The sequence below is a fragment of the Bordetella genomosp. 7 genome (assembly GCF_002261265.1).
Taxonomy (GTDB): Bacteria; Pseudomonadota; Gammaproteobacteria; order Burkholderiales; family Burkholderiaceae_B; genus Bordetella_A.
In genome coordinates, this window is record NZ_NEVK01000003.1 from 216,802 (window position 1) to 229,685 (window position 12,884).

Annotated in this window: 14 protein-coding genes; 9 read left to right on the forward strand and 5 right to left on the reverse strand. The window is 65.0% G+C overall.

Annotation, left to right across the window (positions count from 1 at the left end; all coding sequences use genetic code 11):
- The first annotated feature begins 153 nt into the window (after positions 1-153).
- From CAL19_RS03310 to CAL19_RS03325, 5 genes are all read left to right on the forward strand, one after another.
- A complete protein-coding gene (locus CAL19_RS03310; RefSeq protein WP_094796021.1) occupies positions 154-954 on the forward strand; it encodes an IclR family transcriptional regulator in 801 nt (266 codons plus the stop codon).
- 16 nt (positions 955-970) lie between these two features.
- A complete protein-coding gene (locus tag CAL19_RS03315; protein ID WP_094796022.1) occupies positions 971-1,615 on the forward strand; it encodes a bifunctional 4-hydroxy-2-oxoglutarate aldolase/2-dehydro-3-deoxy-phosphogluconate aldolase in 645 nt (214 codons plus the stop codon).
- Positions 1,608-2,567 (forward strand): sugar kinase, encoded by a 960-nt coding sequence (locus CAL19_RS03320; protein WP_094796023.1) that lies wholly within the window; start codon positions 1,608-1,610, stop codon positions 2,565-2,567. The genes CAL19_RS03315 and CAL19_RS03320 overlap by 8 nt, the downstream gene beginning before the upstream one ends.
- A 99-nt stretch (positions 2,568-2,666) precedes the next feature.
- Entirely contained in the window at positions 2,667-2,795 is a 129-nt protein-coding gene (locus tag CAL19_RS19880; protein ID WP_268903484.1) for a hypothetical protein, read from the forward strand.
- Between the two features lie 284 nt (positions 2,796-3,079).
- Entirely contained in the window at positions 3,080-4,015 is a 936-nt protein-coding gene (locus CAL19_RS03325) for a glycosyltransferase family 2 protein (protein WP_094796024.1), read from the forward strand.
- 421 nt (positions 4,016-4,436) lie between these two features.
- Here the strand turns inward: CAL19_RS03325 and CAL19_RS03330 are convergent, their stop codons facing one another.
- Positions 4,437-4,940 (reverse strand): hypothetical protein, encoded by a 504-nt coding sequence (locus CAL19_RS03330; RefSeq protein ID WP_094796388.1) that lies wholly within the window; start codon positions 4,938-4,940, stop codon positions 4,437-4,439.
- Positions 4,941-5,218: 278 nt separating this feature from the next.
- Between CAL19_RS03330 and CAL19_RS03335 the strand changes: the two genes are divergently transcribed.
- From CAL19_RS03335 to CAL19_RS03350, 4 genes are all read left to right on the forward strand, one after another.
- A complete protein-coding gene (locus CAL19_RS03335) occupies positions 5,219-6,127 on the forward strand; it encodes a DMT family transporter (RefSeq protein WP_026640892.1) in 909 nt (302 codons plus the stop codon).
- Positions 6,128-6,182: 55 nt separating this feature from the next.
- Positions 6,183-7,856 carry an energy-dependent translational throttle protein EttA gene (gene ettA, locus CAL19_RS03340; RefSeq protein ID WP_026640891.1) on the forward strand — a complete coding sequence of 558 codons (1,674 nt, stop codon included), beginning with the start codon at positions 6,183-6,185 and terminating at the stop codon, positions 7,854-7,856.
- 96 nt (positions 7,857-7,952) lie between these two features.
- Positions 7,953-8,486 carry an isochorismatase family protein gene (locus CAL19_RS03345; protein WP_094796025.1) on the forward strand — a complete coding sequence of 178 codons (534 nt, stop codon included), beginning with the start codon at positions 7,953-7,955 and terminating at the stop codon, positions 8,484-8,486.
- A 207-nt stretch (positions 8,487-8,693) separates the two neighbouring features.
- Positions 8,694-8,915, forward strand: a complete 222-nt coding sequence (locus CAL19_RS03350) for a glycine zipper 2TM domain-containing protein (protein WP_026640889.1) — start codon at positions 8,694-8,696, stop codon at positions 8,913-8,915.
- A gap of 101 nt (positions 8,916-9,016) precedes the next feature.
- Here the strand turns inward: CAL19_RS03350 and minE are convergent, their stop codons facing one another.
- From minE to CAL19_RS03370, 4 genes are all read right to left on the reverse strand, one after another.
- Positions 9,017-9,277: a cell division topological specificity factor MinE gene (gene minE, locus CAL19_RS03355; protein WP_026640888.1), complete on the reverse strand. Its 261-nt coding sequence runs from the start codon at positions 9,275-9,277 to the stop codon at positions 9,017-9,019.
- A 3-nt stretch (positions 9,278-9,280) separates the two neighbouring features.
- Positions 9,281-10,096 carry a septum site-determining protein MinD gene (gene minD / locus CAL19_RS03360; protein ID WP_094796026.1) on the reverse strand — a complete coding sequence of 272 codons (816 nt, stop codon included), beginning with the start codon at positions 10,094-10,096 and terminating at the stop codon, positions 9,281-9,283.
- Positions 10,097-10,225: 129 nt separating this feature from the next.
- Entirely contained in the window at positions 10,226-11,056 is an 831-nt protein-coding gene (gene minC / locus CAL19_RS03365) for a septum site-determining protein MinC (RefSeq protein ID WP_026640886.1), read from the reverse strand.
- 12 nt (positions 11,057-11,068) lie between these two features.
- Positions 11,069-12,832, reverse strand: coding sequence for a glutamine--tRNA ligase/YqeY domain fusion protein (locus tag CAL19_RS03370; RefSeq protein WP_094796027.1), 1,764 nt, complete (start codon positions 12,830-12,832; stop codon positions 11,069-11,071).
- Positions 12,833-12,884 lie beyond the last annotated feature (52 nt).

Sequence of the window (12,884 nt, forward strand, 5' to 3'; positions counted from 1 at the left end):
ATATCGCCGACCATATCTGTATATTTAACCAGTATCCGAAGATCTTAGAAAGTCACCGCCCTGGCTCGACAGTGTATGGCTGGGCAGGGATAATGTCTGCATTATGAATTGAATGTCCGCATTATGGACAAACCACTTTTATCTTCTTTCGCAATGCCCGTGCCCGGCGCGCCCGCCGTTGCCGGCACTGCGGCGTTCGGCAAGTTCATGCGCGTGCTGCAGCAGGTGGCCGACGCTGCGCAGCCGCCCGGCGTGGCCGAGCTGTCGGCGCATTGCGGGTATCCGCGCCCCACCGTGTATCGCATCGTGGCCGGTCTGGCGGAACATGGCCTGGTCGCGGCGCGGCCCGACGGTACCTATGTGCTGGGTGCGCGGCTGTTCAGCCTGGCCAGCCGCAGCTGGTCGCGCTTCGATCTGCGCGAGGCGCTGGCGCCCGATCTCCAGGCCCTGCGCGACATCACCGGCCAGACTGTGCACTTGGCGGTGCCGTTGGGCGACGCGATGGTTTATGTCGAAAAGCTGGATGGCCCCGGCGCGGTGCGCATGGCGTCTCGCATAGGCGGGCAGTTGCCGCTGCACAGCAGCGCAGTCGGCAAGGCTTGCCTGGCCACGCTCGAACCGCCCGCGCTGGACGAGCGGCTGGCGCGCCTGCCGCTGCCCCGGCTGACGCCGGCCACCCTGGTGACCGCGCAGGCGTTGCAAACGGAACTGGCCCAGGTGCGCCGGCAGGGCTATGCGATCGATAATGAAGAAAACGAACCCGGCATTGTCTGCTACGGGGTGGCGCTATGCGATGCGGCCGGCCGCGCCGTGGCTGGCGTCAGCGTCAGCACCATGCCGTTTCTTGCACCCGCCGAGCCGGCGTCCTATATCGAACCCCTGCTGCGGCTGCGCGCCGCGGCGGCCGAGCGGCTGGCGGGCCTGCCGCCGCCTTTTGCCCATTCCTTTTCCTGATCCTGGTGCGATACCCATGAAACCTACCCCTGCCACCACCTCGCTGGAGCGCCTGACGACCGATCGCGTGGTGCCCGTTTTGCGCTATGCCGATGCGGCCACCGCAGGCTATGCGGCCGAGATCGCGGTGCAGGCCGGCTGCCGCACCATTGAACTGACCTGGACCATACCCGCCGTCGCCGATCTGGTGCGCGCGTTGCGCGACGAACATGGCGACACGATAACGCTGGGCGTGGGCACCGTGCTCAATGAAAGGCAGGCTCGCGAAGCCCTGGTGGCGGGGGCCGACTTCCTGGTGGCGCCGGCGCTCGTCGCCGGCATCGCCGATATGGCGCATGCCGCGGGCGCGTTGTGCCTGCTGGGCGCCTTCACGCCCAGCGAAGTGCTCGCGGCACGCCAGGCCGGCGCCGACATCGTAAAAATCTTTCCTGCGGAAACCGGCGGGCCGCGCCACCTGGCTGCATTGAAATCGGTGTTTCCGGACACGGTGTTCTGCCCCACCGGCGGCGTCACGCAGCAGAACATGCATGAATATTTTGCCGCGGGCGCCGCTCTGGTCGGCATCGGCAGCAATCTTTACGACAAGGCCGCATTTGCCGCCCGCGACACCGCCGCGCTGGTGCAGCAGGTCCGGCAAACGCGGGAGGCCGCCCATGGCTGACTTCGACGTGGTGGGGCTGGGCGAGCCCCTGATCGAGTTCAACCAGACCCGGGCGGGCGACCCGCAATACCTGCAGGGGTTCGGCGGCGATACTTCCAATGCCGTCATCGCCGCCGCGCGGCAGGGCGCGCGCTGCGCCTATCTGACACGCGTGGGCGACGACGCATTCGGCGCGCAATTGCTGCAATTGCTGCGCAGCGAGCATGTCGACACATCGGGGGTGCGCGTCGATGCCGAGGCGCACACGGGCGTTTATTTCGTTCAGCACGGGCCCGATGGCCACGTGTTCAGCTATTTGCGCCGCGATTCGGCCGCCAGCCGCATGCAGCCGTCCGATCTGGACGGCGGCCCGCTGGAGCGGGCGCGCTATCTGCATGTGTCCGGCATCAGCATGGCGATCAGCGCAAGCGCATGCGATACGGTGTTCGCCGCCATGGAACGCATGCGCGCAGCCGGCGGGCAGGTCAGCCTGGATTCCAATCTGCGGCTGCGCCTGTGGCCCGTGGCCCGTGCGCGCGCCGTCCTGCGCGAGGCGCTGGCCCAGGCGGACTTGTTCCTGCCCAGCCTGGATGACATGCGCCATCTGACGGGCCACGAAGATCCACAGCGCACACTCGACTGGATCCGCGCCGCGGGCGCGCCGGGCGTGGTGGTGCTCAAGCTCGGCAAAGAGGGGGCGCTGGTCGACGACGGCCAGGCACGCACGATGGTGCCGGGCCTGACGGTGCGCGCCGTGGATGCCACGGGCGCTGGCGATTGCTTCGCCGGCAATCTGCTGGCACGGCGCTGCGCCGGCGAAGGCTGGCTGGATTCCGTGCGTTACGCGAATGCGGCGGCGGCCTTGTCCACGACCGGGTATGGCGCCGTGGGTCCGTTGCCCGACGCCGACGCGGTAGGGGCGTTTATAGCCGCCCAGGTCGGCGGTTTGGCCGGGGGCGCGGTTTCGGGCTAAAATGCCGAGTTATCCCAGTTTTGCCGCCAGCCTTGCGCCCCGATTGTTGCCGGGCCAACGGGGCGGGCTGGCACCATAGAACCTTACCGGAGAACCATCATGGCAGAGCGCAAACGCGTGCGTCGCAATACCCTGGAACGCCGTTGCCTGGGCAAGGCTTTCAAGCGCTTGTTCGTCAACTCGCCCAAGGGCGTGTTCAAGATGCTTGAAAAAATCAAGCGCGTGTAATTAGCGCTGGATGCAAGAACCGCCGGTCTACCGGCGGTTTTTTTTTGGGCATTTTTGTGCCCGTTTCCGTGCCTTGCATATGTCAAGAGCGGCCTCGTCCGCATCTGAGGCAAACTTGCTGCAAGTCCAAATAGTATAGATCTGGCAAGAGCTGACAAATTTGTTTGCAAAATGGGCACGCACAAAGCGAACCACTTTACGTATATCTCATAAACTGAAGCCCAGCTTTTTACCCGTAAACAATTAGACCCGTCGCAAACGTCCATTGCGAATTGGCCCGTCGCATGAGCGAACCGCATTACAAGTTCACGGTTCTGACGCCCACGTACAATCGCGCGGCGACGCTTTACCGTGTTTATGAATCCCTACGGAAGCAGACCTGCCGGGACTTCGAATGGCTGGTCGTCGATGACGGCTCGACCGACCGCACGCATGAAGCCGTGCTGGCCTGGCAGGCCCAGGGCGCGTTCCCGATCCGGTACGTCTGGCAGAAGAACCAGCACAAGAAAACGGCTTTCAATCGCGGCGTGCGCGAGGCGCGCGGCGAATTCATCATCACGCTCGACAGTGACGATGAAATTCCGCCGCAAGCGCTGCAAATACTGAAAGACGCATGGGAAGCCATAGCGCCGGCGCAGCGCGAAGCGTACGTGGGCGTGACCGGCTTGTGCGCCCGCCCCGACGGCGCCATCGTGGGCGACCGTTTCCCGCGCGATGTCTTCGATGCCAGCGCCGTAGAGCTTTATTTCCGGCACCGCATCAAGGGCGAGAAGTTCGGCAGCATGCGCACCGATGTGTTGCGCCGCTTTCCGTTTCCCGAAGACGTCGCGGGTTTCGTGCCCGAAAGCCTGATCTGGTGGGCCATGGCGCGCGCCGGCTACCAGAGCCGCTGCATCAACCAGGTGGTGCGCATCTACCATACCAGTGCCGACGGCCTGACGCGCGGCGCCGTGTCGGTGCGCAACAATGCGCAGGGGCTTTATCTGCTGGCATGGAATATCCTGCAGCACCACATGGACTGGTTCCGTTTCCGGCCCAAGGAATTCTGTATGGCCGCCGCGCGCTACACGCGGTTTCGCCTCGACCTGGAGTATTCGGGCCTGCCCACCGCCGTACAGGCCTACCGGCTGACCGATCCATTTGCGCGAGCGCTGGTGCTGCTGATGTGGCCGCTGGGATACCTGATGCACCGCCGCGACCGCCGCCGCGGCCTGGCTTGATCTTATAGGTAGCAGCTACTTGGCCAGCTATCGGTGTCTCGGTAGGTGTCTGACACCCTGCGGGAGTCAGACACCTCGACGCCTATTGGTGTCTGCGCGGTAGGTGTCTGACACCCTGCGGGAGTCAGACACCTTGACGTCTATGGATGTCTGCGTGGTAGGTGTCTGACACCCTGCGGGAGTCAGACACCTTGACGCCTATGGGCGTCTGCGCGATAGGCGTCTGACACCCTGCGGGAGTCAGACACCTTGACGGCTATGGGTGTCCGCGCGATTGGTGTCTGACACCCTGCGGGAGTCAGACACCTTGACGTCTATGGATGTCTGCGTGGTAGGTGTCTGACTCCCGTAGGGTGTCAGACACCGACACGATGAGCACCGGTGTCAGGCTGGCCGCGCCGGTCAGCGCTCGCCATGCCTATCAACGGGGCGTAGGTTCGCCCGGCTCGGCGTCGTCTTCATCATCTTCATCGTCCTCGTCATCGTCCTCGTCATCTATCCCGGTCAAGGGCTCGTCCGTCAGGGCGAAGGGCAGGACATCGGCAAGGTCGTCGGACCAGGCGGCTTCGTCGCCGGCCTGGTCGACTTTGACGAATCGCTCGCCCTCGTTCGACGTGATCTGTACCGACCACAGGTACAGGCAATCATAGGTGTCGTCGTCGGCGGGATCCAGGCCGCCGCGTCCGCCCAGCAGGCGCGTCTGGGGGCCGCCCAACTGTACATGCGGCTGGTCGTCGTCGGGGGCGCCCTGGGCCACGGGCACGCCGAACGTGACCCACTCCGTGCCTTCGTCGCCCTGCATGACCTCGGCCAGCACCGGCTTGCCCAGGTAGGCGCTCAGGGCGTCGGCCGTCCTGGCCAGCATGTCGAGTTCTTGGGTGCTGAAACGGGCGGGCGAGGCCGGCGGTTGGGCAGAGGCGGACATGGCAAAGCGTTCCTGGTAAAGCGCGGCGGCGGCGCGAAAGACGGGGCCAATGCGCATTGTCGCGCGTTTTCGAAATAAGCGCGCCATGTGTCGGCGGGCACGGTGTAGCGCACTGAGCGCCCTGGACAAGGTTCGACGGGCCATGCGCTCTGGACACGATCCGGCAAGCCATGCGCCCCGGTCAGGGTTCGACCCGCGACGCGCGCCGAGCCGGGCGCGGCCGGCTGCGCCCCTTCCAAGGCGCTAATATCCCTTCTTCTTTGTCAGCACCGTATTCCATGCCTTCCCCCGCGCCCACGCCTTCCGCCCGCCACATGCTGTTTCCCCTGTCGGCGGTGCTGATATGGGCCGTGAACATGGTGGTCACCAAGCTGGCCGCCAGCGTGATCGAGCCGGCCGTCATCGGCTTCTATCGCTGGGTGCTGGCGGCGCTGGTGCTTACGCCGTTTATCCTGCCAGGTGTGTGGCAGGCCCGGCGCACCATTGCCCCCAACCTGGGCAAACTGGCCGTGCTGGGGGCGCTGGGCACAGCCATGTACCAGGGGCTGATGTATGTCGCGGCCACCACGACCACCGCAACCAATATGGGCATCATCACGGCCATGGTGCCGCTCATCACCATTATCCTGGGCTCGATGGTGCTGCGCGAGCGGCCGGCGCCGACGGCCGTGCTGGGCGGCGCATTGTCTCTGCTGGGGCTCAGCGTGCTGCTGGGCGAAGGCGACCCCGCGCGCCTGCTGGCCCTGGGCGGCAATGTCGGCGACGCCCTGATGGGGCTGGCCGCGCTGTCGTACGCGCTGTACGGCGTGCTGCTGCGCCGCTGGCCCATGGCGGTGGGCGTATGGCAGTCGCTGTACATCCAGATTCTGTTCGGCATCGCGCTGCAGCTGCCGTCGTACCTGCTGGCGCCCAGTTCGCCGCTGAACGCGGCCAACCTGCCCCTGGTGCTGTACGCCGCCGTATTCCCGTCGTTGTTCGCGCCATACCTGTGGATGCAGGGGGTGCGCTACCTGGGCCCGAATCGCGCCAGCGTCTTCCTGAACGTCATGCCCGTGGGCACCGTGGCGATCGCCGCGGCCACGCTGGGCGAAGTGCCGCATGTCTACCATGTCACGGGCGGCCTGATGGCGCTGGCCGGCGTCAGTCTCGCGCAGTGGCGCCCGCGCGGCGCGGCGCGGGCCGGCTGACGCGTTCCGGCCTACAATCATTGCTTCCCCTTGATTTGTCTTTGCATACGAGCACATGGCCCAATACGTCTACACCATGAACCGAGTCGGCAAGATCGTGCCGCCCAAGCGGCAGATTCTGCGCGACATTTCCCTTTCGTTTTTTCCCGGCGCCAAGATCGGCGTGCTGGGCCTGAACGGCTCGGGCAAGTCCACGCTGCTCAAGATCATGGCCGGGGTCGACAAAGACATCGAAGGCGATGCCGTTCCGATGCCGGGGCTGAACATCGGCTATCTGCCGCAAGAGCCCCAGCTCAATCCCGAACACACCGTGCGCGAGGCCGTTGAAGAAGGCCTGGGCGCTGTCGTGCAGGCCAAGAAACGCCTGGACGAGGTATACGCCGCGTACGCCGAACCGGACGCCGATTTCGATGCCCTGGCCGCCGAGCAGGCTGAGCTCGAGGCCATCATCGCCGCGGCGGCTTCCAGCGGCGCCGACGATATCGAACACCAGATGGAAATCGCCGCCGACGCGCTGCGCCTGCCGCCCTGGGACGCCCGGGTAGAGCACTTGTCCGGCGGTGAAAAGCGCCGCGTGGCGCTGTGCCGCCTGCTGTTGTCCAAGCCCGATATGCTGCTGCTCGACGAACCCACCAACCACCTCGACGCCGAAAGCGTGGAATGGCTTGAGCAGTTCCTGCAGAAGTTTCCCGGCACCGTGGTGGGCGTCACGCACGACCGCTACTTCCTTGATAACGCGGCCGAATGGATACTGGAACTCGACCGGGGCCACGGCATCCCCTGGAAGGGCAACTACAGCTCGTGGCTCGAGCAAAAGGAAGCGCGCCTGAAGCAGGAAGAAGCCTCGGAATCCGCCCGCCAGAAAACCATCAAGAAAGAACTGGAATGGGTGCGCCAGAACCCCAAGGGCCGCCAGGCCAAGGCCAAGGCGCGCCTGGCGCGGTTCGAAGAACTGTCGTCGCACGAGTATCAAAAGCGCAACGAAACCCAGGAAATCTTCATTCCTGTGGGCGAGCGCCTGGGCAACGAAGTCATCGAGTTCACCAACGTCAGCAAGGCCTATGGCGACCGCCTGCTCATCGACAACCTGAGCTTCAAGGTGCCGCCCGGCGCCATCGTCGGCATCATCGGCGCCAACGGCGCCGGTAAGTCCACGCTGTTTCGCATGATCGCCGGCCGCGAACAGCCCGATTCGGGCACGATTTCCATCGGGCAGACCGTGAAGCTGGCCTTTGTCGACCAGTCGCGCGACGCGCTGCAAGACAACAAAACCGTCTTCGATGCCGTGTCCGACGGCGCCGATGTGCTCACGGTGGGCAAGTTCGAGATGTCGTCGCGCGCCTATCTGGGCCGCTTCAACTTCAAGGGCGCCGACCAGAACAAGATCGTCGGCCAGCTTTCCGGTGGTGAACGCGGCCGCCTGCACCTTGCCAAGACGCTGATCGCCGGCGGCAACGTGCTGCTGCTGGACGAGCCGTCCAACGATCTGGACGTGGAAACCTTGCGCGCCCTGGAAGACGGCCTGCTCGAATTTCCGGGCAGCGTCATGGTCATCAGCCACGACCGCTGGTTTCTCGACCGCATCGCCACGCACATCCTTGCCTTCGAGGGGGATTCGCAAGTGGTTTTCTTCGACGGCAACTACCAGGAATACGAAGCGGACAAGAAGCGCCGCCTGGGCGAAGAGGGTGCCAAGCCGCGCCGCCTGCGCTACAAGGCGTTGAAGTAAGGGCACGCCCTGGGCGCATGAGCGCCGGGGCTGCATCGCGGCGACGCGCCGGCGTCGCCGCTTGTTGTCAAAGCCGTCTCAAGTGCGAGGTCTTTCATGTTGCTGCAAGCCGCTGATTCGACATTGCTCGTGGTTGACATGCAAGAACGGCTGTTGCCGGCCATCGCGCACGGCGATGAAACGGCCCATGCCGTTGGCAAGCTCGCCAGGGGCGCCCGCCTGCTCGACGTGCCGGTCGTGGCCACTGAACAGAATGCCGAAGGCCTGGGCGCCACCCTGGCATCGCTGCGCGAGCTCGTGCAGGCCGTGTTCCACAAACGCCATTTTTCAGCCGTGCGCGAGCCGGGGTTCGAGGCATGGCTGCCGCCGGCCCGCCGCACCATACTCGTGGTCGGATGGGAGGCGCATGTGTGCGTCCTGCAGACCGTTATCGGGTTGTGCGAGCTCGGTTATCACGCGGTGCTGGTGTCCGACGCGGTAGGGTCGCGCCGCGTTTCGGACCAGCATGCCGGCATGCGGCGCATGCGCGCGGCGGGCGCCACGGTAGTCACTTCCGAGATGGCGCTGTTCGAATGGATGCAGTCTTGCGACCATCCTCGCTTTCGCGACGTGTTACGTTTGGTGAAATAAGCCTGCGCCAGGGCAACATGTGCCGGCGCGGCGGGGCGCCGGGCCTACCCATGGATACAATTTATGGGCATCCCTAACAGCTCGTTTGCGCGCTTTTTGCCATCCTGAAGCTGCGTAATTTTGTGGGGGACGCCGCAGTGCCTGATATTCCGGCCTCGCCTGACTCCGGTGCGCTGTCCCAGGCACAACTATAGGAGCCTCATCATGATCAACATCGGAACCTTCTCGAAAATCAGCATGGCTGTTCTGCTTTCGTTCACCATGGCAGGGTGTTCGTCGTGGGACAGCATGAGCCGCCGCCAGAAAAGCACCGTCGGGGGCGCCGCCGTGGGCGGTGTGGCCGGCGCAGTCATCAGTAATGGCGGCATCCTGGGCACCGTGGGTGGCGCCGCGCTGGGCGGCATCATCGGCGACCAGGTCGGCAAGTAAACCTCTGCCATTACACACAAAGGCCCTGGCAAGCAGCACGCTTGCCAGGGCCTTTTTTGCGGGGTGACGCAGCCGGGGCCAGGTCGCGGCCCGCGCGGCAATCAAGCCTCTTTTTGCGGCATCTCGATCTTGACTTCAAGGACTTCGAGCGTGTCCTGACGCTCCAGGTGCACCTTGATGTCGTCCGGATCGATGTTCACGTATTTGGAAATGACGGCGACCAGCTCCTGCTGCAATTGCGGCAGGTAATCGGGCGACGAGCCGCGGCCCGTTCGTTCATGGGCAAGAATGATTTGCAGGCGTTCCTTGGCGACCACCGCCGAGGTTTTCTTCTGGCCTAACAGAAACGACAGGAAGGACATTGCTTACTTCCCTCCGAAAAGGCGCTTGAACAGGCCGGGTTTTTCATAGTCGACGAATCGCAGCGGCTTGTCTTCGCCCAGGTAGCGGGCCACCACGTCTTTATAGGCCTCGGATACGTCCGTGTCGCGCAGGTGGATCGCGGGCAGGCCCTGGTTCGACGCCTGCAGCACGGCTTCCGACTCGGGGATGACGCCGATCAGCTTGATGCGCAGGATATCTTCGATGTCGCTCAGCGAGAGCATCTCGCCATCATTGACGCGCTTGGGGTTATAGCGCGTCAGAAGCAGGTATTCCTTGACGGGTTCTTCGCCGTCGACCGCGCGGCGCGACTTGGCCGACAGGATGCCCAGGATGCGGTCGGAATCGCGCACGGACGAGACTTCGGGGTTGGTGACCACCAGCGCGTCGTCGGCGAAGTAGGCGGCCATCAGCGCGCCGGTTTCGATGCCGGCGGGCGAGTCGCAGACGATGTACTCGAAACCCATTTCTTTCAGGTCATCGAGCACCTTGCCCACGCCTTCCTGGGTCAGCGCGTCTTTGTCGCGAGTTTGCGAGGCGGGCAGGATGAACAGGTTCTCGAGCTGCTTGTCTTTGATCAGCGCTTGGTTCAGCGAGGCTTCGCCCTGGATGACGTTGACGAAGTCATACACGACACGGCGTTCGCAACCCATGATCAGATCCAGGTTGCGCAGGCCGACGTCGAAGTCGATGACGGCCGTTTTGTGGCCACGCATGGCCAATCCGGCGGAAAAGCTGGCGCTGCTGGTGGTCTTTCCGACCCCACCCTTGCCGGAAGTCACCACAACAATACGTGTCATGACCGTTTAACCCTTATGTTCGAATAAATCGCGTTATCGTAAAGCAAAAAGCCCGTGTAAGGCTTCTTACAAGATGTAGGCGTGCCCCGGTATCCCGCGGCAACGCCCATTGATGCTATTCATGCCCGGCTACTTGCGCAGCGCCTCGATGTGCAGCGTTTCGCCATCCAGGTACACCAGCGCCGGCTGATTGTGCAGACTGCGGTCGAGCTTGGCTTCCACCACCCGGTAAACGCCGGCCACGGCCAGCAGCTCGGCGTCGAGCTGTGTGGTGAAGATGCGGGCCGACGTGTCGCCGCGCGCGCCCGCCATCGCCTTGCCGCGCAGCGGGCCATAGACGTGCACGTTGCCGTCGGCGATCACTTCGGCGCCCTGGCTGACCATGCCGATGACCACCAGGTCGGTATGGCGCGCGTACACGCGCTGCCCCGAACGCAGCGGCTTGGTGATGACCAATGCGGAAGCCGGCGCGGACGCGGGCAAGGGGGATTCTTCAGGCGCGGGCTGCGCAGGGGCGGCCGGCGCAGCGGCCGCACCGCTGGCCGGGTCGGCGCCGGGGGCCGTCGCGGTTTCCAGGGCCGCCGCGGGCACGGCCGGCACCGGCGTGGCGATGTCGCTGGGCGCGGCGGTTTCTACGGCGGGCGCGGGGCGTGGCGTGGACAGTTCCACGGCGGCCAGGCCGGCTTCCTGGGCGGCCTGCAGGTTGGCGCCCTGGGCCACCACGCCTATGGGCGGCAGGTTGTGCCGGCGCAGCGCCTGCAGCAGCGCCGGCCAGTCGATCGGGCTGTCGACGCGGCTGGCATCGATGACCACGGGTTCATTCTCGAAGAAGCTGCCGGCGTCCGCCATGCGGCGATCCAGCGCCGCCGTCAGGAGAGACAGGTCGGCGCTGTGCAGCACCACGCGTACGGCATACAGCGTGGCGCTTTTGAAATCCAGGGCGAGGGTGTCAGTAGTCATGTGGGAACGAAATCAGGCCGTGGCCCATGAGTCGCGCAGCGTGACGATGCGGTTGAGCACCGGCGCCTCGGGCGTCGAGTCTTTGCTGTCTACCGTGAAGTAGCCCAACCGCTCGAACTGCCATGTGGCGCCCGGCGCGATCCGGGTGCCCGGTTCCAGCCAGGCGTCGACGGTGCGGCGCGAGTCCGGGTTCAGGCAGGTCAGGAAATCCTTGTCGCCGGCGTCCGGATAGGGGTCGGAGAACAGGCGATCGTACAGATGCACGCGCGCCGGCACCGCGTGAGCCGCGCTGACCCAGGTGATATTGCCCTTGACCTTGACGCTGTCCGAGCCTGGCGTGCCGCTCTTGGTATCGGGCAGGTATTCGGCCTGCACTTCGGTTACGCGGCCGGATTCGTCTTTGGTGAAGCCCGTGCAGCGCACCACGTAGCCGTATTTCAGGCGCACGGTGTTGCCGGGGTACAGGCGGAAATACTTCTTGGGCGGCTCTTCGCGGAAATCGTCGCGCTCGATCCAGAGCTCGCGCGAGAACGGGAACTCGCGCGCCCCGGCGGCCGGATCATGCGGGTTGCGCGGGGCGGTGCAGGCTTCGTGCTGGCCTTCGGGGTAATTGGTGATGACCAGTTTGAGCGGGTCGAGCACCGCCACGGAGCGCGCCGCGGTGGGGTCCAGGTCGTCGCGCACGGCCTGCTCGAGCAGGCCGTAGTCGATGCGCGAATCGGACTTGGACACGGCCGTGCGGTCGCAGAACAGGCGGATGGACGACGGTGTGTAGCCGCGCCGGCGCAGACCGAACAGGGTGGGCATGCGCGGGTCGTCCCAGCCATCGACGTAGCCTTCGCGCACCAGTTGCAGCAGCTTGCGCTTGCTGGTGACGACGTACGTCAGGTTCAGGCGGGCGAATTCGTACTGGCGCGGCAGCGGCCGGGCCAGTTTGCCCAGTTCGGCCAGGCGCGCCAGGATCCAGTCATAGAAGGGGCGCTGATCTTCGAACTCGAGCGTGCAGATGCTGTGCGTGATGCCTTCCAGCGCGTCTTCGACCGGATGCGCCCAGCTGTACATGGGGTAGATGCACCAGGTGTTGCCGGTGCGGTGGTGCGTGGCGTGGCGCACGCGGTACATCACGGGGTCGCGCAGGTTGATGTTGGGCGACGCCATGTCGATCTTGGCGCGCAGCACCAGGCTGCCGTCGGGATGCTTGCCGTCGCGCATTTCGGCCAGCAGCGCCAGCGATTCGTCGGCGGGGCGGTCGCGCCAGGGCGAAGGCACGCCCGGTTCCGTCAGGGTGCCGCGGTTGGCGCGGATCTGCTCGGGCGTCTGTTCGTCGACGTAGGCGTGGCCGGCCTGTACCAGGGCCTGGGCGAACTCGTACATGAAGCCGAAGTAATCGCTGGCGAAGTACAGGTGCTCGGTGCCGTTGGCGTTCCAGTCGAAGCCCAGCCACCGCACCGCCTCGATGATGGCGTCGACGTATTCCTGGTCTTCTTTCTCGGGGTTCGTGTCGTCAAAGCGCAGGTGGCACACGCCGCCGTATTCGCGGGCCAGCCCGAAGTTCACGCAAATGCTCTTGGCGTGCCCGATGTGCAGATAGCCGTTGGGCTCGGGCGGGAACCGCGTGCGGATGCGGGCCGGGTCGGGCGCGCCCCGGGACTGGACCGAGGCCGGGCCAGGCTCGCCGGCCCAGCGCTTGCCCTGGAATCGGTCGGCCTGCAGATCGTCGTCGATGATGTTGCGCAGGAAATTGGTGGCGGCAGTCGGCGTGGGGGCGGTGGTCATGCTCGAGAAAGGAGAAAACAGCGGCAAAGCGTCAATTTTGCCACGTCCGCAC

Coding starts and splice junctions, on each gene's coding strand:
- CAL19_RS03315 (WP_094796022.1), top strand. CDS start 971: ATGAAACCTACCCCTGCCACCACCTCGCTGGAGCGCCTGACGACCGAT.
- minD (WP_094796026.1), bottom strand. CDS start 10,096: ATGACACGTATTGTTGTGGTGACTTCCGGCAAGGGTGGGGTCGGAAAG.
- CAL19_RS03330 (WP_094796388.1), bottom strand. CDS start 4,940: ATGTCCGCCTCTGCCCAACCGCCGGCCTCGCCCGCCCGTTTCAGCACC.
- minC (WP_026640886.1), bottom strand. CDS start 11,056: ATGACTACTGACACCCTCGCCCTGGATTTCAAAAGCGCCACGCTGTAT.
- CAL19_RS19880 (WP_268903484.1), top strand. CDS start 2,667: ATGGCAGAGCGCAAACGCGTGCGTCGCAATACCCTGGAACGCCGTTGC.
- CAL19_RS03370 (WP_094796027.1), bottom strand. CDS start 12,832: ATGACCACCGCCCCCACGCCGACTGCCGCCACCAATTTCCTGCGCAAC.
- CAL19_RS03345 (WP_094796025.1), top strand. CDS start 7,953: ATGTTGCTGCAAGCCGCTGATTCGACATTGCTCGTGGTTGACATGCAA.
- CAL19_RS03310 (WP_094796021.1), top strand. CDS start 154: ATGCCCGTGCCCGGCGCGCCCGCCGTTGCCGGCACTGCGGCGTTCGGC.
- CAL19_RS03335 (WP_026640892.1), top strand. CDS start 5,219: ATGCCTTCCCCCGCGCCCACGCCTTCCGCCCGCCACATGCTGTTTCCC.
- CAL19_RS03325 (WP_094796024.1), top strand. CDS start 3,080: ATGAGCGAACCGCATTACAAGTTCACGGTTCTGACGCCCACGTACAAT.
- minE (WP_026640888.1), bottom strand. CDS start 9,277: ATGTCCTTCCTGTCGTTTCTGTTAGGCCAGAAGAAAACCTCGGCGGTG.
- ettA (WP_026640891.1), top strand. CDS start 6,183: ATGGCCCAATACGTCTACACCATGAACCGAGTCGGCAAGATCGTGCCG.
- CAL19_RS03320 (WP_094796023.1), top strand. CDS start 1,608: ATGGCTGACTTCGACGTGGTGGGGCTGGGCGAGCCCCTGATCGAGTTC.